The organism is Desulfococcus sp., assembly GCF_050178255.1.
In the GTDB taxonomy this organism is placed as follows: Bacteria; Desulfobacterota; Desulfobacteria; order Desulfobacterales; family Desulfococcaceae; genus Desulfococcus; species Desulfococcus multivorans.
Genome location: NZ_JBFXGG010000016.1, coordinates 17,335 through 34,859, shown reverse-complemented (window position 1 = coordinate 34,859; position 17,525 = coordinate 17,335). Strand labels below are relative to the sequence as shown.

Sequence of the window (17,525 nt, the reverse complement as noted above, 5' to 3'; positions counted from 1 at the left end):
GAGATCGTCATGGAGAAAAAACCGATTCTGGTGGTTGATGATGAAAAGAACATCCGTCTGACCCTGTCCCAATCCTTAGAGTCATTGAGCATTCCGGTCCGGACGGCCATCAACGGAGAAGAAGCGCTGAAAAAGCTTCAGCATGAGACTTTTGGACTCGTGTTCCTGGATCTGAAAATGCCGGGAATGGATGGGATGGCCCTTCTGCGACGCATTGAGGCGCACTGGCCCAAAACCCGCGTGATCATCATCACCGCCCACGGAACGATCGAGACCGCCGTGGAAGCCATGAAGCTCGGCGCAGTGGATTTCATTCAAAAGCCGTTCAGCCCGGTTGAGATTCGTGAGGTGGCGACGCAAGTGCTGGCGCGCGAGAGCCTGGATGAAAAACGTGCCATGAATTATCCGGCTCTGATCGAACTGACAAAGCGCCACATCACGGATCGCCGTTTTTCCCTGGCCCGGGAGACCGCGCGCAAGGCCATCGCCGCAGACCCGGCCCAGCCCGAGGCCTACAACCTTCTCGGCGCACTGTTTGAAGTCAGTAATGACCGCCTGAATGCGTTGAAATTCTATCGGGCGGCCCTGGATATCGATCCGACCTTCAAACCGGCCGATGCGAACCTGGATCGGGCCACCTCATGGGCCAAACTCGGCAAGATCGATCTCGGATCGGAAGAAACGGATGCCGCAGTGTCCAACGGCGACGCCAAGGAGAACCGCGATGACGCATAACCGCTATGTCGTGATCCTCGGATGCGGTCGATTGGGCTCCTATCTCGCCAACCGACTCAGTCGCGACGGCAATTCAGTCGTGGTGATTGACAAGGATGAGGCGACCTTCAGAAACCTGTCCCCCGATTTCAGCGGCTTTCGTGTGATTGGCGATGCCGGCCATATGGCGGTGCTCAAGGAAGCCAAGCTGAAAAAAGCGGACGTTCTCATTGCCACGACCCGTGAAGACAACGTCAACCTGATGGTCGCCCAGGTGGGGCGGAAGATCTTCGGCGTTCCTCAAGTGCTGGCCCGGGTGTTCGATCCCAAGAGGGAAGAGGTATACGCCCAGTTGGAAATCGATACCATATGTCCGACGTCTGTTGCCGCGGACATATTTCTCCGGGCCATTGCCAATGACGCCGCAAAAATGAGAGGTAAGTCATCATGAAGGCCATCATTGTCGGCGGCGGCAAAACGCTCTATTTTATTTGTCGAAATCTCACATCAAAAGGATACCAAGTCATCATCATCAACCGTGACAAGGAGGAATGCATCCAACTGGCCCGGCAACTCCCTGCCACGGTGATCTGGGGAGACGGAAGTGATGTCGGTATTCTCGGGGAAGCCGGCGCCATGGGCGCGGACGCGGTGCTCGCCGTCACGCCCAACGACCAGGACAATCTGGTGATCTGTCAGCTGGCCGCCCTCAAATTCGGCGTCCCGAGAGCGGTAGCCCTGGCCAACGACCCCGACAATACCGAGGTTTTCGAAACACTGGGTGTTTCAGCTTTTTCGACGACCCACATCGTCGGCAGCCTCATCGAACAGCGTGCATCCCTGGAACAGATCACCAACCTGCTGCCGGTGGGCGAGGGCCGGGTAAACGTGACCGAGATTCTGCTCGATGAAACGTCTCCGGCGGCCGGGAAGCGTCTGAAGGAGATAACGCTTCCCGAAAACGCCCTGGTCGCCGTCGTCATCCGCGACAAACAGCCGATCGTCCCCCGAGGCGACAATGATCTGCGGACCGGCGACCGTCTGGTGTTGATCACCTTGCCCGAAAATCATGGTCCGGTCCTCAAGGCCTTTACCGGTGAACGAAGATAGTGGAGGTGACGATCTTGAGGGAGAGGGAATATCTCAGACACCGGTACGCCGGGATTCTGTCAGCAGTCGGCACCGTTCTGATGCTGACCGGGCTGATGACGGCGACCCCGCTACTGATGATCGCAGCCCGACCGGAGGAAGCCGTCCACGCGTGGGCATTCGGCATGCCGGCTGGGCTGCTTGTTTTGCTGGGCGCCGGATTATGCTGGTGCTTCCGATCCGCGTCAGACACCACCCTCACGGTTCAGGAAGGCGGCGTTATCGTCCTCATGAGTTGGGTGACCGTCATTCTTTTTTCCGCCTGGCCCTTCATGTCGGTGATGGACCTTCCGTTTTCCCTCGCGGTGTTCGAGTCGGTGAGCGGATGGACCACCACCGGGCTCTCCGTGGTGGATTTGACCGAGGCAGGCCCCATGATCCTGTTCTGGCGAAGTCTCATGCAGTTTGCCGGCGGTGCCGGACTCGCCGTCATCATGATGTCGGCCATCGTCGGCCCTACGGGCGTCGGAATTTCCAGCGCGGAAGGTCGAAGCGATCAGCTCGTCCCCCAGGTTCGCCGATCGGCGCGTTTAGTGCTGATCATCTATTCCGGCTACGCCGTCATCGGTACACTGGCCTATTGGATCGCAGGAATGTCGCCTTTCGACGCGGTCAACCATGCCTTTGCCGCCGTATCCACGGGAGGCTTTTCCACCCGGCCCGAAAGCATCGGCCACTGGAATTCAACGGCGATCGAGGCGGTGAGCCTGCCCCTCATGCTGCTCGGCAACCTGAGTTTCGTCACGGCCTGGTTTCTGTGGCGCGGCAAATGGCGATTCGTCACCCGGAACGGTGAGGTCCGGATGCTGGCGGTGCTGCTTCCGCTGTCGACAGGTGCGCTTTTTTTTCTGACATGCCGGACCATCTATCCCCACCTCGAAAAATCGATACGTGTTGCGATGTTCGAGGCGGTATCAGCAATGACCACCACCGGCTTTTCCACCGTGGGCTACGGGAATTGGAATGCCTTCGGAACGGCGCTGCTGATCGTGCTGATGCTGATCGGCGGCGGAACGTGTTCAACGGCCGGCGGGATCAAACAGTTTCGGATCTACCTCATGTGGCGTCTTTTTTTCTGGGAAATCCACAGACATCTCCTGCCGCGGACCGCAATCCTGGAGTTGCCCGTATGGGAGGGCACCCAGCGGGTCTTCGTGGACGATGCCGGAATCCGACATATGGGGGTGTTGATTTTCGCGTATCTGGCAACATACGTCCTGGGAGTCATGATCCTCTGCGCATGCGGTTACGGCCTGGGCGATTCTGCGTTCGAATTTGCCTCCGCCATCGGAACGGTCGGACTCTCGGTGGGGGTGACCGCCCCCCACATGCCCGATGCCGCGCTTTGGGCGGAAACCCTCGCCATGTTTCTCGGACGGCTCGAATTCATGGTGGTAATCGTCAGTCTCCTCAAGCTCGGCAGAGACGGCCGGCGGTATTGGGGGGGATCATCAAGGAAAGTTGATCAAGATGCAGGATCTAAAGCACATAGACGACACGATGCCCCCGCGAAGCCTTAAATTCCTGGTGTGTGATACCACCTGTTTTCTCCATTACAACAAAATCGAGTCTCGGCACGAGCTGACGGTTTGCGGGGCATACCTGGATCGAATGATCCTTGGCGGCCACAGGTTAGGCGAAGTCTGCCAAACCGAAAAACACCTTTCCTGCGAATATTACCTGAACCCAAGGCACGATTCATGACGGCAAATCACAGAATGCCCAAACTCCATCCGGCGGTGGTGGTCCTGGCCGGCTTTATTCTGGTCATCACTGCGGGGATGCTGTTGCTCAAGCTGCCCATCTCCACAAGAAGCGGCGTTTTCTCCTGGATCGACGCCCTTTTCACGGCCACCTCGGCGGTTTGCGTCACCGGTCTGGCAGTGGTGGATACCGGCGGTTTTTTCACCGCATTCGGACAAGGGGTTATCCTGGCGCTCATCCAGGTGGGCGGCCTTGGCGTCATGACCATCTCCGTAACGCTCTTCCAGTGGATCGGTCGGGGTGTTTCCTTCCGACATCGCATGGTCATGCAGGATCTGTTCGCCCACACGCCCCGCGAGGACATTTTCAGCGTTGTGAAAAGCATTACCCTGTTCACGTTCAGCGTGGAGTTGGTCGGCGCCGGACTGCTGACCTTCCATTGGATTCGGGAAATGCCGTTCTGCCAGGCACTTTATACCGCCGTCTTTCACTCGGTTTCAGCGTTCTGCAATGCCGGCTTTGCGCTGTTCCCCGACAGCATGATGCGTTACAGTGATAATCTCCTGCTCAATGGAACCGTTTGCAGCCTGATCGTGATCGGCGGTATCGGTTTTCCGGTGCTCTACGACCTGCAGTGCCGGGTGAAATTTCACCGCCGGAAACGATGCCGCCTTTCGGTTCAAACCAAGACGGTCCTGCTCACCAGCTTTATCCTGATCGTCTCCGGAGCCCTGATGTTTGCCGTTCTGGAACAACTGCCCCCAAGGGGTGAACAATCCATCAGCCATCGCGTCCTGACCCCCCTGTTTCAGTCCGTCACCTGCCGAACCGCCGGGTTCAATACGGTGGATATCGCAGCCCTCAAGGACGCCACTCTCGCCATGATGATCTTTCTCATGTTTTTCGGAGCCTCACCGGGATCCTGCGGCGGCGGCGTCAAGACCACGACCCTGGCCCTTCTGACGGTCTTCACGCTCTCCCGTATCCGAAAACAGCGACGGGTCAATCTTTTCAAAAAAAGCGTCCCCAACGAAACCCTGACCCGGAGCATGTCGCTGATTCTCATTTCCATCGGCATCATCGGTCTGGTTTTGTTCATGCTGCTCGTGGGCGACTCGACGACCGGTCATGCAGTGACCGGAACAAGGGACCCTTTTCTGGCCTACCTTTTTGAAACGGTATCGGCGTTCGGAACGGTGGGGCTGTCCATGGGTGTAACACCCCAGCTCACCGATTGGGGCAAGGGCTGGATCATTTTGATGATGATTATCGGCCGGGTGGGCGTGCTCACGTTTGCCTATATCATCGTCGGGACCGGCACCACCAACGGTGTCGAGTACGCCGAAGAAAACCTGATGATCGGATAGCGCGTCAGACGGATCAGATGAATCAACGGAGAAAAAAATGAAACGATTTGCAGTGATCGGTCTTGGCAACTTCGGTTTTCATGCGGCAAAAGCATTGTTCGAGGACGGCAACGAGGTGGCCGCCATCGATACGGACAAGGCCAGGGTTCAGGCCGTCGATCCCTATGCCACGGAGGCCATCGTAATGGACGCCACGGACAAGGAGGCACTCAAGTCGCTCGGCATGGAGGAGATGGACGCGGTGATCGTGTCTACCGGAACCCGCATCAGCAACAGTATTCTGATATGTCTCTACCTGCAGGAGATCGGCGTCAGGAAGATTCTGGCCAAGGCGATCGACGACGATCACGGCAAGATCCTCAAACGCGTGGGCGCCACCCAGATCATTCATCCGGAGCGGGACATGGCCCTTCGCGTCTCAAGGGGTCTATGCAGGCCGAACGTGTTGGACTTCATCCCCCTCTCGGACGAGTATGACCTTGTCCAGGTGGGGCCTCCGAGGGAATTCATCGGTAAAAGCCTGAGGGATCTTAATCTGAGAGCGAAATACAATGTTCACATCATTGCCATCAAGGAACTCGTCCCTGAGAACTTCATCCTGGTGCCGCCCCCCGGCTTTCTGATCAAGGACAGCGACATCCTCATTATGCTTGGGAAATCAGAGGACATCAGCCGGATCAAAGCCCTGAAGTAGCGATATCAGGACGCGCTTCAATCTCCTTCCTCAACTTTCGACTTTCATGATGCCGGCCGGAAAGAGGTCACCGGCCTATGGAAGTCGAAAGTTGAGCCTCTTCTCTGAAAACGGGGAGATCGAGATGGGCCGACGCATCAACCCATTTGCGGAAAATAGAAACATCAAAAAATGACGACAGGGATTCCGGATGCAGTTTCAGCCGATTGGAAATGTTTTCCATACAAGTTTTTTTACCTGTTTACAGAATATTTTTTTTTCTTACTATAAAGAGAAAGGGGAAAACGGTTCTATTTAATTCGCTTTCGCCCGAAATCCAGACGACAGGCCATCGCGCGCCGACCCGTCTTTTGACCTGAAACCATCCTGTCTCCCTTCTTGATTTTCCGCTGACGCGGCGATGGGTAACGCCGGCGCTGCTCCCTGGTGCACGATTTTCCATGTAACCCGTGCGCTCGGCAAAAGTTTTTTGGGCAAAATCATCATACCATAGGGAGGCGAAAATGTTATTCATCACCAATCGGTTTCCACGTCAAAGTATTCGGACCCGCATCGATCGGAAGTTTGATTTCGATCTCAACAACAACGCTCCCAGCAACTCGGTTTTTTTCTGCGAACGAACGGACAGTGAAAAATACCAGGAGGTGGGCAGTATCGCATTTCTGGAACGCCTCAAGGATTCAAGCTATCGCCAGCTCCTGATTTACATCCACGGCTTTTCGAATCTGCCGGAGGATGTTTTTGACGCGGCTCTGGAGCTCCAGGCGCTTTGCGATGCCCAGAAGAAAAAGGAGGTGCTGGTGGTACCGATCATCTGGCCCTGCGACAACGACCTCGGCATTGTCCAGGATTACTGGGATGACCAGAAGTCCGCGGATCAAAGCGCTTTTTCCTTTGCGAGGGTGCTCGAAAAGTTTATTGCCTGGCGAAATTCCGAAAAATACAACCCCCAATCGGATCCCTGCCTCAAACGAATGAATATCCTGGCGCATTCCATGGGAAATCGGGTGCTTCGAGAGACCCTGGCCGTCTGGAACAAGTATGATCTGGCCGACGGCGTCCCCCTCATTTTTCGAAACATTTTCCTGGTGGCGGCAGACATCGTGAACGAATCCCTGCATATCGGGGAGCGCGGTGAATTGATTTGCCATGCGTCACGAAATGTCGTGGTCTATTTTGCATCCGACGACCTGGCGCTTCGGGCCAGCAAGGCATCCAACCTCAAAAACAGGGTGGCTTCCCGACGCCTGGGTCACACGGGACCTGAAGATATGGATCTCACCCCCAAAAACGTCTATGCGGTCGACTGCGACGACGTCAACAATATCTACGACTATCCCAAAGGGCATTCATACTTCCGATCCGGAGAAACCAAGGGAAACGCAGGCCTTGTGTTTGAGCACATATTTTCGGCGCTGCTCTCCGGACGCGTTTTCCCCGAAGACGAATTCAGAAGGACAACGATTATCAGGCTACCGTAAATTCGGGTGAATATCGTAATAAAACCATACGGAATTCAGAAAGATCCGTGAACAATCGAGCTGTTGAAATCGATAGAAAGCGACGAGATGATTCATGTTGGAAATAGAGATCGATCTTAGAAGACACTGCATTGAAACCGCCATAAAACGGTCCTATAATCAGCTTCTTTCCGAATATTTTCACAGCAAAAAAGGGGATTCGGCGTCAGAGACAAAACTGGCGCTGCTGCAGAACGCCCTTACCTGCTTTGATTTTCCCTCTCTGCGAGCCGGCCATAAAAACCTGGCGGGAAAGAGCGATGCCCGGATCGTTCTGGCAGATAAAGGCGAATGTCCGCCAGGTATTCTCATAGACGGCCGTCCCATTGATATGACGCCTCACATCAGGAAATGCCATCACAACGGCATTGAGCAAATTCCGCGTTCTGCAACCGAAACGCGGCGGTAATCGCGGTCCAACCTGCTCCGATAAGCAGCAACAGGAGGAGATCATGACAAATAAAATCTGGATCGAGCATTATCCCGTCGGCATTCCCGCCGAGATTGACCCTGATCTTTTCGGATCGATCCCGGATATGATGGAAAAGATTACCACCAGGTTTGCCGACAAACCGGCCTATCACAACCTTGGGTACACCATCAGCTATGGCACGTTGGATGAACTGTCACGCGATTTTGCAGCCTTTTTGCAGGGGCTGCCGAATTTAGGCAAAGGCGACCGTGTCGCCGTCATGGCGCCGAATCTGCTGCAATACCCGGTAGCGCTGTTCGGTATCCTGCGTGCCGGGATGACCGTCGTTACCGTCAATCCCCTCTACACGCCGCGCGAGTTGGTGTTTCAACTGAAGGATGCGGGGGCCAAAGCCATCGTCATTCTTGAAAATTTTGCCAACACCCTGCAGCAGGTGATCGAGGGAACGCCGATCGAGCATGTGATTACCACCCAGATCGGCGATCTCCTGCCGATCCCGAAACGCTGGATTGTCAATCTGATCATCAAAAAGATCAGGAAAATGGTACCCGCCTGGCGCATCGACGGCGCTGTCACGTTTCGATCGGCCCTTGACCGCGGTGCGGCACGCCCGCTCAAGCCGATCGAGATAACACGCGAGGAGACCGCGTTCCTTCAGTACACCGGCGGCACCACCGGCGTCCCGAAGGGCGCGGTGCTGACCCACCGAAACATCCTGGCCAACCTGGAGCAGACGGGCGCTTGGGTCTCACTGAGCTTCAAGGAGGGCACCGAAATTGCCATTACGCCGCTGCCGATGTATCACATTTTCTGTCTGACCGCGACGCTCTCCTTCATGAAGTGGGGCAGCCTGATCGTGCTCATCACCAACCCGCGCGACCTGCCGGCCTTTGTCAAGGAGCTTGGACGGTGGAAGTTCAGCATCATGAGCGGCGTCAATACGCTGTTCAACGGGCTTTTGAATACCCCGGGATTCGATCGGATCGATTTTTCCGCCGTGAAGGTGGTGGTCGGCGGCGGCGCAGCAGTGCAAAAGTCAGTGGCCGAGCGCTGGCAACAGGTGACCGGATCCGGCATCACCGAAGCCTACGGCCTCACCGAGGCGTCTCCCGGCGTCTCCGCCAATCTGCTGGGAACGCCCTGGAACGGCAGCGTCGGCCTCCCCTTCCCTTCCACCGACGTGTCCATCCGCGACGATAGCTTCAACGCGCTGCCGGTATGGACAGGTGAAGGCGAGATCGAGAACCATACCGGCGAGATCTGCGTCCGCGGCCCACAGGTGATGAAAGGGTACTGGGAGAAGCCCGAAGAGACCGCCACGACGATCCAGGACGGCTGGTTGAAGACCGGCGACATCGGCTACCTGAGCGCCGACGGCCGCCTCACCATCACCGACCGTAAGAAGGACGTCATTCTGGTGTCCGGCTTCTCCGTATATCCCAGCGAGATCGAGAATGTGATTGCGATGCATCCGGGGGTGCTGGAATGCGGAGTGGTGGGCGTACCCGACGAAAAATCCGGCGAAACGGTGAAAGCGGTCATTTTGAAGAAGGATCCGAACCTCACCAGGGAGGCGGTGATTCAGTACTGCAAGACCCAGCTCACCCATTACAAGGTACCGCGTCATGTTGAATTCCGGGAGACCCTCCCAAAAACGCCGATCGGAAAAATCCTGCGTCGAAAATTGAGCGACGATAAGCAGTGACAAAGGTGTCGCCGAAAATCGCGGCCCTTTCGTCCCGCGACAGCTCGCATGGGAGCTTGGACCCGTTTCGTCGGACGCTGGGGGATACATATGTGGATATCCGCGTCGGAAAGGAAATTGAGACATGAATCCAGTTGCTCCAGTACGGTCTATATTCCTCTGACGGATCGGTAAAAACATGACGATGAAGGTCCGGCATAACGGGCGCCGAGGACCGTTACCTGAGAAAACGTAACGTTACATATCGTTAACAAATCATCACTGGTAACGTATTCACACCCGGCGAGAAGGATGCCCGACGGATTCCGAAAAAGACTTAAGATAAATGATTTCAATATATTGAACACTCATCATAAATCTTTGAACATAACTCGCATCCGTACACGAAACATGGTGATCCGCATCGGCATAAATTGTGCATTATCTCATAAATATTGATCAGAACCCATCCTGTTTCATCGTAAAACGTCACTACCCACCTCATGGAGGCAAACCATGCGAGCTATGTTCAAACCGATGGATCTCGGCACCTTGACCTTGGCGAACCGTTTCGTTTTTCCTCCCATAAAAACCGCCTGTGGGACACCCGAAGGCAAAGTCACCGATCGCCAGATCACCTTCTATGGGCAGATTGCCCACAACGGACCGGCTATCGTGATCCTTGAACCGGTAGCCGTAACGACAGACGGTCGGGAACATCCCAAGCAGCTCTGTGTCCACCTGGACAACAGTGTGGCGGAACTGGAAAAAATCACCAGGGTGATTCACCGGGAAGACCGTTTGGCCTGTCTGCACCTGAACCACGGCGGCGCCGCGGCCAACCCCAAGGCCAGCGGCACTCTGCCCCTGGCGCCATCTGCGGTCACCTGCCCGACCACCGGTCAGTCGGCGGAAGCGCTCATCGAAGCGCAGATCGAGACCATCATCGACGGGTACAACCGGGCAGCCCGGCGCGCGGAAGCCGCCGGCTTCGACCTGATCGAGATTCAGGCCGGCCACGGATATCTCGTTTCCCAGTTTCTCAACGCCAAGATCAACCGCCGTACCGACAGCTACGGCACCAACCGCCTTTCTTTTGCCGAAAGGGTATTTGCCGCGGTCAAGGAGGGCGCACCCCGAATGCCCCTGATTTTGAGAATCTCCGGCAGCGAGATGTCCCCGGAGTTCGGAATTTCCCCAGACGATCTGGCCCCGGTGTTGAAACTCGCCGAATCGTCAGGGTTCATTGCCGTGCACGTCGGCATGGGCGCCTCCTGCTTCAGCCCGCCCTGGTACTTCCAGCATTCGAGCCTCCCGGAAAAACCCCAGAACGACGCTTTGGCATGGGTGCGGTCGCAGACCGATTTGCCGATCATCGCCGCCGGCCGCATGGGTCGTCCGGATAGGGTCAAGGCGTTGCGGGAGTCCGGACAGGTCGATCTGATCGCCTTGGGTCGCCCGCTGATCGCCGATCCGCAGATGATCGAAAAGTGGGCCCGGGGGAATTTTCAAGATGTCGCCGCCTGCGGGTACTGTCTGCAGGGATGTCTGCACCGGGTCCGAAACGGGGAACCCATCGGTTGCAACCTCAATCCGGAGATCGGAAACCCCCCGCTGGGCCAAACCGACAAGCCGCTCAATGTCCTGGTGGCCGGCGGAGGGCCGGCCGGGATCAGTGCGGCGTTTTACCTGGCGCGCCGGGGGCATACCGTGACCCTCGCTGAAAAAGAAGATCACCTGGGCGGACAATTCAACCTGGCTTGGCAGGCTCCGGGTAAAAAGACCATGCAGGACGGGCTCGACAACCTGAAATACAAGGTCAGGATCCATGCGGAAAACGTTTTGACCGGACAGGCGGTAGATCCCGGGATGGTGAAGAAACTCTCCCCGGACCTGCTGGTGTGGGCCACCGGCGCGGTTCAGAACATTCCTGCGATCGACGGCCTCGAAAATCAGGACTGGATGACGTCCCTGGAATATTTTGCCGGCCGCAAGACTGTCAATGGTCCGCGGGTACTGGTCATCGGTGCCGGCCGTACCGGCCTTGAAATCGCGGAAAAACTCGGTATGGCCGGCTTCGAGGTAGTTGCCACCAAACGTACCGATCCTATCGGATCCATGATGGAGATGATCACCAGGAAGCTGATGTTGATGCGGTTGGAAAAGCTTCCCAACGTGAACCTCATGCCCCATACCACCGTCAAGCATTTTTCCGCCGAGGGCGTCGATGTGGTTCAAGACGACAAAGCGATGGTCCTGAAACCTTTTCAAACCATAATCCTCGCTTCCGGCATGCATCCGGCTTCAGGACCGGACGACGAGATTCGCAGGGCAGTGCCGACAGTGGAAACCATCGGCGATGCGGCCGAGGTGATGGACATCTATGCCGCGGTTCACGCCGGTTATGCAACCGCTTTGAAATATTAGGAGGGTCATCATGACGGAACCATCATTTTCAGATATTTCGATCGTCTCCTGCGGAACTTTGAGCCTGGAACTCAACCATTTGCAGCAAGAGGGTATCATCGATGCGTCCCAGATCCTTTATACCACGCCTGGACTGCATCAGGACATTCATGAACTGGAGCGCCAACTGGTTCGTCAGATCCATAAGGCCAGAGAAAAGACCGACAAGGTGCTCGTAGTTTACGGCGGCAAGTTCTGCTACGTCAACGCCGACGAACCGACCCGCCAGATGCGCACCATCATCGACGAACAGGGCCCCGGCGTGGCGCGCATCGAGGCTACCCATTGCATGGACATGCTCGCCGACGAAACCGAGCGCGATGCCATCGCCCGGGAAGTGGCCGGCGGAGAACCGGTCTGGTGGATGACGCCGGGCTGGGTGAAGTTTCGAAAGCTGGTTTTCAAGGGCTGGGACAAGGGGCTGGCCAATGAGAATTTTCCACGCCATACCGGTGGCGCGGTGGTGCTGGATGCCATAGGCTACATGGACCGGTACATGGAAGAAAACCCGGAAGAATTTCTCGATTACTGCGACTGGATGGGCATCCCGATGGTCGCTTATCCGGTGACCCTGGATCGCTTCACCTCGCTTCTCGCAGATCAGGCCCGCAAGCTTCACAGCGGGGAGTTACCTGCCTGACCCGACAGGAGATGAAAGATAAAATATGAAAGATTTCCCGTATGGCGAAGTAAAGAGTATCGGGTATCTGAGTCCATGGGTTACCTTGGAGCAGTATGGCAATGACGATTTTGTCATGGATCATCGGATGCCCGACGCAGATGATATCGCTGCGGCCCAGATGGGGATGGAGCGGGCTGAGGCGGCGATGGCAGACGGTAAATACAACATCGTGATTCTTGATGAAATCTGTGTGGCGATTTATTATGGGCTGCTTAAAACCGATGTTCTTTTACAATTCCTGGAAGGCAAACCGCATGATATTGAATTGATTTTAACGGGGCGGTACTGCCCGCCCGAACTGATGGAAAAGGCCGATCTGGTCACCGAAATGAAGGAGATCAGGCATTACTACCAAAAAGGCATCCCGGCAAGAAAAGGCATCGAAAATTGACCGAGGAGGTACACCGATGATCGCATTTGGACCGGTCCCGTCCAGGCGGCTGGGCAGAAGCCTGGGAATCAACAACATTCCGCCCAAGATCTGCAGCTATTCCTGTGTCTACTGTCAGTTGGGCCCCACCCTCAAAATGCAGGCGAAACGCCAGGCTTTCTACGAACCAGAGGCGATCTGTCATTCCGTGGGGGATAGAGTCAAAAAGACGAGGGAGGCCGGAGAAGCCGTCGATTACCTGACCTTTGTGCCTGACGGCGAACCCACGCTGGATATCAGCCTGGGGATTCACATAGAGCGCCTGAAAACCCTGAATCTGCCCATCGCCGTAATCACCAATGCTTCCCTCATCTGGCGGCAGGATGTGAGAGACCAACTGCTGGACGCAGACTGGGTCTCCCTCAAGGTCGATGCCGTCGGTGATGACACCTGGCGACGTATCAACCGCCCTCATGGAAGCCTGGAACTGGCCGCGATCATGGAAGGTGCCCTGCGGTTCGCCAAGGCCTATGAGGGAAAGCTTGTGACCGAGACGATGCTTGTGGCGGGGGTCAACGACGGCGAGGAGCAACTTGGCCCGGTTGCCGATTTTTTGGCACGTCTTCAACCGGCCGCGGCTTATCTTTCCATTCCCACCCGTCCCCCGGCGAAAAAGGGGGTGCGCGCCCCCGAGGCGCAGGCCCTCAACCAGGCCTATCAACTCTTGAGCAAAAAAGTGCGGCGCGTCGAATACCTGATCGGATACGAGGGCAATGCCTTTGCCTTTACGGGCGACGTGGAACAGGACCTCCTGAGTATCACGGCCGTGCATCCGATGCGAAAGGATGCCGTGAACGACTATCTGGCACGGGCCGGAGCAGAATGGCCGGTGGTCCGGAAACTGTTGGAAAAAGGGGAACTCGTTGAGACGGAATATGGCGATCACACCTTTTACGTGAGAAGACTGAGGATGGCCGGCGGAGATGCATGATATCCAGTTTTTCGCTTGATGTGCCGAGGGGAGGACATCGTTTGTCCGGGCCGAACCCAAATGGTGCTGTCGAAGATTTTTTGATTCTGTAACGAACTGAACAAATTGATATTCCATATGCCCAAAATAGACCCATTCGAAAAACACAGCGACAACTATGATGCATGGTTCGAAAAAAACCGTGATATCTACCATCAGGAATTGGCGGCGATCCGCAAACTGATGCCTTCTCCTTCCGCAAGAGGATTGGAAGTAGGCGTTGGCTCAGGCAAATTCGCCGTACCTCTGGGAATAAAGATTGGCGTGGAACCCTCGGAACGGATGGCAGCGAAGGCTGAAAAACAGGGAATCCGGGTTTTTCGAAATGTAGCGGAGGACTTGCCGTTTTCCGATGAGGAATTTGACTTTGTATTGATGGTAACAACGATCTGTTTTGTTGACGATATCAACAAATCCTTCAGGGAAGCGTTTCGGGTATTGAAGCCTTGCGGATGCATCATTATCGGCTTTGTGGATAAAGAAAGCGAATTGGGCCGGCAGTACATGGACAAGCGCAATACGAGCATTTTCTACAAAGAGGCCACCTTCTTTTCTGCACAGGAAGTTCGCAAGTTGCTCATGGATGCCGGTTTTGAGGATCTGACTTTCAAACAAACGCTGATTCCTGGAAAACCAGATGAAATGATTCAAGACGGTTTTGGCAAGGGTGCATTTGTTGTCGCCAAGGCCGTCAAGCCAAGACAGTTGAATGATCATAGCGGCTTGTAGGATATAGGGCGGATATTTGTCGTTGGATGCTTTTCTTTCGTTGAAAGTCGCCCTCCTTTCAGACCATTTCCACACAGCCGACAGGGTGTCCCGGCTTGAAGAAAGGTATGTAAAATGACCAATACCTTCTGGACAGGGCTGACCACCAGCATCCTGGCGGCGGTCGTTACATCTCTTGGCATCTACACGATCCGACGATTCACCAACTGGGGACAACGCAACACAACCTATTTCATGTGCTTTGCGGCTGGGGTGCTGATTTCCGCCTCCTTTCTGCATATCATACCGAAATCTTTTGCCATGACCTCCCAGGCACCGGTCTGGTTACTGGTCGGATTTTTTGCCCTGCATCTATTCAATCGTTTTTTAACAGCCTTTGTCTGTGAGAGGGATCCGGAGAAAAAAGATTATGTTATCGGTATTATACCATCGTTCGGCATCGGCTTTCACTCCCTGATCGACGGATTCATATACTCCATTGCTTTTACGGTCAGCATTTTTACGGGGTACCTGGCGACCATGGGTATGGTTCTGCATGAATTTCCAGAGGGAATCATCACCTACCTGTTGCTCGTACGCGGTGGATTCAAGGAACGAAAGGCCATGTGGGTGGCCTTCCTGTCTGCCGCGGCAACCACCCCCCTGGGCATGCTGATCTCCTATCCTTTCATCAGCAAGATAGAGCAACCCATATTGGGCGCCTTGCTTTCCCTTTCAGCAGGCGCGCTGATTTATGTCGGCGCCACGCACCTGCTGCCCCGGGCCGAAGAGGAGCGCAAGCGATTCAGCCTGGTTGCCCTGGCAGGCGGCGTCCTGATCGCCGTGATCATCGTTGTGTCCAAGGCCTGAAAGCGCAACAAGGGATATGATTATGGCGGTGAGTTTTAGTGCCGCTTAAGCGCCGCGGCGGATCAGCGGCCCGGACTGTTTGAGCGCAAGCGAGTTTCCGGGCCGCCCGGAGCAAGCTTCAGCGGCACTTTAACGAATCCGCGTCGGGCGCGGGCCGTATCCTCCCGGCACCGGCCTATGAAAGTCGAAAGTTGATTTTCCCATCAGTCGATATTCCTCCAACCGCTCATCGTGCTAAGCGTGCCTTGGTCATGGCGTCCACCATACTTCCGAACATTTTCTTAACTTGATGCCGCGTCAAATCGATATTGATTTTAGCCTTTCGAAACACCATAATAGATAATATGGGTGCGATGGTTACAAGGTGTGCGACCCGGACATTTCATGGGATCATCAGCAAGAGAGGGGTTGTGGGACTTTCGGAAGGAAAAGAGAAGCGAATCGTGTTTCGCATCCGCGAAATGGAGATTGACGATCTGGCGCCGGTCTATCATCTGGGGGAGATGCTCTTCAAAGCCGACGAGGCCCCCAACATGTACCGAACCTGGGATGCATACGAGGTGGTGGGGCTGTTTCACAGCGACACGGAGTTCTGCCTGGTGGCGGAGCACGAGGATCGGATCGCGGGGTTTCTCCTGGGAACCACCATCATCAAATCCCGTTCGGCCTGGAAATACGGCTACCTGATCTGGCTTGGGGTCCACCCCGACGTTCAGCATCACGGGGTGGCGGAAAAGCTGTTTCAGAAATTCAAGGAGCTCATGATCGAACAGGGGATCCGCATGCTCCTCGTCGACACGGCCGCCGAAAACCTGGCGGCCCTCCGCTTCTTTCGAAAGCAGGGGTTCGGCCACCCCCGGCAGCACATCTACCTCACCCTGAACCTCCAGGCCGAAATCCAACGATTGAAAAAACGCGGCGGCAACATGAACGGAGCCAAGCACGAGAAAAAAAACGGCACCAGATCCGTCGCATCGGCAGAGATCGGGAAAGAGATCGGATCTTCATGACCATTCAGCGCCAACGCCTGAAACGGCTTCTGAAACAGATGATCGACATCTACAGCCCGTCAGGGAAAGAAGAGGAGATCATTGACTTTCTGAAAACGTACCTGGCACGCCGGGGATTGCCGGTGAAAATGCAGACGGTGGACGAAAACCGCGCCAATCTCATCGTGGGCAATCTCGACGACGCGCCTCGCCTGGCCCTGATCGGTCACCTGGACACGGTGTCGGCCTTCGACCTCGATCGGTACGCATACGAGGAGGCGGGGGACTGGATCCGGGGACTGGGGGCCGCGGACATGAAAGGCGGCTGCGCCGCCATGATCGAGGCTTTCACTGCCTGGTGCGACACCGGTGACCTTCCCCCGGGGGCGATCCTCTGCCTGGTGGTGGGGGAGGAGGAGACCGGCGACGGTGCATGGCAGTTGATGAAGGAGCATTATTTTCCCTGGGCCGTTATCGGGGAACCCACCGGACTCGTCCCCTGCCTTCGCTGTTTCGGGTATGTGGAGATCGAAGTCGCCACCCTGGGGCGCCGGATCCATGCCTCGGTGGCCAACCCCCGCCACAGCCCCGTCACCGTCCTGCTCAGGAAGATGCTCCGGTTGATCCGCTATTTCGAGACGAACCGGCAGGAATTGGTCTTCAACATCCGGGATCTCTTCAGCAACCCCGCCGGGTTCGCCGTGTCCGAACGCTGCGAGGCATGGTTGGACGTCCACGTACCCCCCCACCTCGCCATGGGAACGATTCTCTCCGAGATCGAGGAGACCCTCCAACGGGACGGTGACAGCCCCATGGACGTGCGAACGGAGTTCAAGTGTCGCACCATCGACGCCGGATACGAGATCCCGGAAAAGGGGGCGGTGGTGGACGCCCTGCGATCCATCTACCAAGCCCGGAAGCTGGCGTGGACCCCCGACGCCTTCAGGAGCCACTCCGACGCCAATCACCTCTGGGCTTCGGGGGTCAAATCCATCGTTCTGGGGCCGGGGGATCTCTCCCAGGCCCACACCGAGGACGAATCAGTATCCTTCGCCGAAGTCTGTCGGGCCGCGGAGATCTACCTGGACCTTTTACGGCACGTCATGAAGCGCCGAGGCGCCTGATGAAACCCGGGCGTCCGGCGG

General features: G+C 56.0%; 18 protein-coding genes. 17 read left to right on the top strand and 1 reads right to left on the bottom strand.

The window, feature by feature from the left end; translation table 11 throughout:
- Positions 1 to 9 precede the first annotated feature (9 nt).
- The 6 genes from AB7S84_RS05235 (at position 10) to AB7S84_RS05210 (ending at position 5,628) form a co-directional block, all read left to right on the top strand.
- Complete coding sequence (locus AB7S84_RS05235; protein ID WP_020875430.1) at positions 10 to 735, top strand: sigma-54-dependent transcriptional regulator; 726 nt, start codon at positions 10 to 12, stop codon at positions 733 to 735.
- Positions 725 to 1,165 (top strand): potassium channel family protein, encoded by a 441-nt coding sequence (locus AB7S84_RS05230; protein WP_020875431.1) that lies wholly within the window; start codon positions 725 to 727, stop codon positions 1,163 to 1,165. Before AB7S84_RS05235 ends, AB7S84_RS05230 begins: the two co-directional genes overlap by 11 nt.
- A complete protein-coding gene (locus AB7S84_RS05225) occupies positions 1,162 to 1,824 on the top strand; it encodes a potassium channel family protein (RefSeq protein ID WP_020875432.1) in 663 nt (220 codons plus the stop codon). The genes AB7S84_RS05230 and AB7S84_RS05225 overlap by 4 nt, the downstream gene beginning before the upstream one ends.
- The gene (locus AB7S84_RS05220; RefSeq protein ID WP_200809304.1) at positions 1,824 to 3,383 is read left to right on the top strand and encodes a TrkH family potassium uptake protein; all 1,560 of its coding nucleotides are present in this window, start codon (positions 1,824 to 1,826) and stop codon (positions 3,381 to 3,383) included. The genes AB7S84_RS05225 and AB7S84_RS05220 overlap by 1 nt, the downstream gene beginning before the upstream one ends.
- Before the next feature lie 69 nt (positions 3,384 to 3,452).
- Positions 3,453 to 4,934, top strand: coding sequence for a TrkH family potassium uptake protein (locus AB7S84_RS05215; protein WP_327078311.1), 1,482 nt, complete (start codon positions 3,453 to 3,455; stop codon positions 4,932 to 4,934).
- 37 nt (positions 4,935 to 4,971) lie between these two features.
- Positions 4,972 to 5,628 (top strand): potassium channel family protein, encoded by a 657-nt coding sequence (locus AB7S84_RS05210; protein WP_428153253.1) that lies wholly within the window; start codon positions 4,972 to 4,974, stop codon positions 5,626 to 5,628.
- Positions 5,629 to 5,869: 241 nt separating this feature from the next.
- On the opposite strand, the gene AB7S84_RS05205 is transcribed toward AB7S84_RS05210, so the two are convergent.
- Complete coding sequence (locus tag AB7S84_RS05205) at positions 5,870 to 6,142, bottom strand: hypothetical protein (protein WP_428153251.1); 273 nt, start codon at positions 6,140 to 6,142, stop codon at positions 5,870 to 5,872.
- Here AB7S84_RS05205 and AB7S84_RS05200 point away from each other — a divergent pair.
- The 11 genes from AB7S84_RS05200 to AB7S84_RS05150 all read left to right on the top strand — a co-directional run bounded on the left by AB7S84_RS05200 (position 6,132) and on the right by AB7S84_RS05150 (position 17,504).
- Entirely contained in the window at positions 6,132 to 7,109 is a 978-nt protein-coding gene (locus AB7S84_RS05200) for an alpha/beta hydrolase (RefSeq protein WP_020875437.1), read from the top strand. The genes AB7S84_RS05205 and AB7S84_RS05200 overlap by 11 nt on opposite strands.
- Positions 7,110 to 7,203: 94 nt before the next feature.
- Positions 7,204 to 7,557 carry a hypothetical protein gene (locus AB7S84_RS05195; RefSeq protein ID WP_428153249.1) on the top strand — a complete coding sequence of 118 codons (354 nt, stop codon included), beginning with the start codon at positions 7,204 to 7,206 and terminating at the stop codon, positions 7,555 to 7,557.
- Between the two features lie 130 nt (positions 7,558 to 7,687).
- Complete coding sequence (locus AB7S84_RS05190) at positions 7,688 to 9,286, top strand: AMP-binding protein (RefSeq protein WP_428153246.1); 1,599 nt, start codon at positions 7,688 to 7,690, stop codon at positions 9,284 to 9,286.
- A 495-nt stretch (positions 9,287 to 9,781) separates the two neighbouring features.
- Positions 9,782 to 11,692 carry an FAD-dependent oxidoreductase gene (locus AB7S84_RS05185; RefSeq protein ID WP_020875440.1) on the top strand — a complete coding sequence of 637 codons (1,911 nt, stop codon included), beginning with the start codon at positions 9,782 to 9,784 and terminating at the stop codon, positions 11,690 to 11,692.
- Between the two features lie 10 nt (positions 11,693 to 11,702).
- The gene (locus AB7S84_RS05180; RefSeq protein WP_020875441.1) at positions 11,703 to 12,371 is read left to right on the top strand and encodes a DUF1638 domain-containing protein; all 669 of its coding nucleotides are present in this window, start codon (positions 11,703 to 11,705) and stop codon (positions 12,369 to 12,371) included.
- A 25-nt stretch (positions 12,372 to 12,396) separates the two neighbouring features.
- The gene (locus tag AB7S84_RS05175) at positions 12,397 to 12,804 is read left to right on the top strand and encodes a cob(I)yrinic acid a,c-diamide adenosyltransferase (protein WP_020875442.1); all 408 of its coding nucleotides are present in this window, start codon (positions 12,397 to 12,399) and stop codon (positions 12,802 to 12,804) included.
- 16 nt (positions 12,805 to 12,820) lie between these two features.
- Positions 12,821 to 13,774, top strand: coding sequence for a radical SAM protein (locus AB7S84_RS05170; protein WP_020875443.1), 954 nt, complete (start codon positions 12,821 to 12,823; stop codon positions 13,772 to 13,774).
- A 117-nt stretch (positions 13,775 to 13,891) separates the two neighbouring features.
- A complete protein-coding gene (locus tag AB7S84_RS05165; protein ID WP_020875444.1) occupies positions 13,892 to 14,542 on the top strand; it encodes a class I SAM-dependent methyltransferase in 651 nt (216 codons plus the stop codon).
- A 114-nt stretch (positions 14,543 to 14,656) separates the two neighbouring features.
- Positions 14,657 to 15,391, top strand: a complete 735-nt coding sequence (locus tag AB7S84_RS05160; protein ID WP_428153240.1) for a ZIP family metal transporter — start codon at positions 14,657 to 14,659, stop codon at positions 15,389 to 15,391.
- 410 nt (positions 15,392 to 15,801) lie between these two features.
- Positions 15,802 to 16,401 (top strand): GNAT family N-acetyltransferase, encoded by a 600-nt coding sequence (locus AB7S84_RS05155; protein WP_200809303.1) that lies wholly within the window; start codon positions 15,802 to 15,804, stop codon positions 16,399 to 16,401.
- The gene (locus AB7S84_RS05150) at positions 16,398 to 17,504 is read left to right on the top strand and encodes a M20 family metallopeptidase (protein ID WP_020876300.1); all 1,107 of its coding nucleotides are present in this window, start codon (positions 16,398 to 16,400) and stop codon (positions 17,502 to 17,504) included. The genes AB7S84_RS05155 and AB7S84_RS05150 overlap by 4 nt, the downstream gene beginning before the upstream one ends.
- Positions 17,505 to 17,525: the final 21 nt, after the last annotated feature.

What these genes read in the sequence shown, in the direction of transcription:
- AB7S84_RS05225 (WP_020875432.1), top strand. Translation starts at nt 1,162, where the DNA reads ATGAAGGCCATCATTGTCGGCGGCGGCAAAACGCTCTATTTTATTTGT.
- AB7S84_RS05180 (WP_020875441.1), top strand. Translation starts at nt 11,703, where the DNA reads ATGACGGAACCATCATTTTCAGATATTTCGATCGTCTCCTGCGGAACT.
- AB7S84_RS05190 (WP_428153246.1), top strand. Translation starts at nt 7,688, where the DNA reads ATGGAAAAGATTACCACCAGGTTTGCCGACAAACCGGCCTATCACAAC.
- AB7S84_RS05210 (WP_428153253.1), top strand. Translation starts at nt 4,972, where the DNA reads ATGAAACGATTTGCAGTGATCGGTCTTGGCAACTTCGGTTTTCATGCG.
- AB7S84_RS05195 (WP_428153249.1), top strand. Translation starts at nt 7,204, where the DNA reads ATGTTGGAAATAGAGATCGATCTTAGAAGACACTGCATTGAAACCGCC.
- AB7S84_RS05200 (WP_020875437.1), top strand. Translation starts at nt 6,132, where the DNA reads ATGTTATTCATCACCAATCGGTTTCCACGTCAAAGTATTCGGACCCGC.
- AB7S84_RS05170 (WP_020875443.1), top strand. Translation starts at nt 12,821, where the DNA reads ATGATCGCATTTGGACCGGTCCCGTCCAGGCGGCTGGGCAGAAGCCTG.
- AB7S84_RS05205 (WP_428153251.1), bottom strand. Translation starts at nt 6,142, where the DNA reads ATGAATAACATTTTCGCCTCCCTATGGTATGATGATTTTGCCCAAAAA.
- AB7S84_RS05230 (WP_020875431.1), top strand. Translation starts at nt 725, where the DNA reads ATGACGCATAACCGCTATGTCGTGATCCTCGGATGCGGTCGATTGGGC.
- AB7S84_RS05160 (WP_428153240.1), top strand. Translation starts at nt 14,657, where the DNA reads ATGACCAATACCTTCTGGACAGGGCTGACCACCAGCATCCTGGCGGCG.
- AB7S84_RS05150 (WP_020876300.1), top strand. Translation starts at nt 16,398, where the DNA reads ATGACCATTCAGCGCCAACGCCTGAAACGGCTTCTGAAACAGATGATC.
- AB7S84_RS05165 (WP_020875444.1), top strand. Translation starts at nt 13,892, where the DNA reads ATGCCCAAAATAGACCCATTCGAAAAACACAGCGACAACTATGATGCA.
- AB7S84_RS05175 (WP_020875442.1), top strand. Translation starts at nt 12,397, where the DNA reads ATGAAAGATTTCCCGTATGGCGAAGTAAAGAGTATCGGGTATCTGAGT.
- AB7S84_RS05185 (WP_020875440.1), top strand. Translation starts at nt 9,782, where the DNA reads ATGCGAGCTATGTTCAAACCGATGGATCTCGGCACCTTGACCTTGGCG.
- AB7S84_RS05235 (WP_020875430.1), top strand. Translation starts at nt 10, where the DNA reads ATGGAGAAAAAACCGATTCTGGTGGTTGATGATGAAAAGAACATCCGT.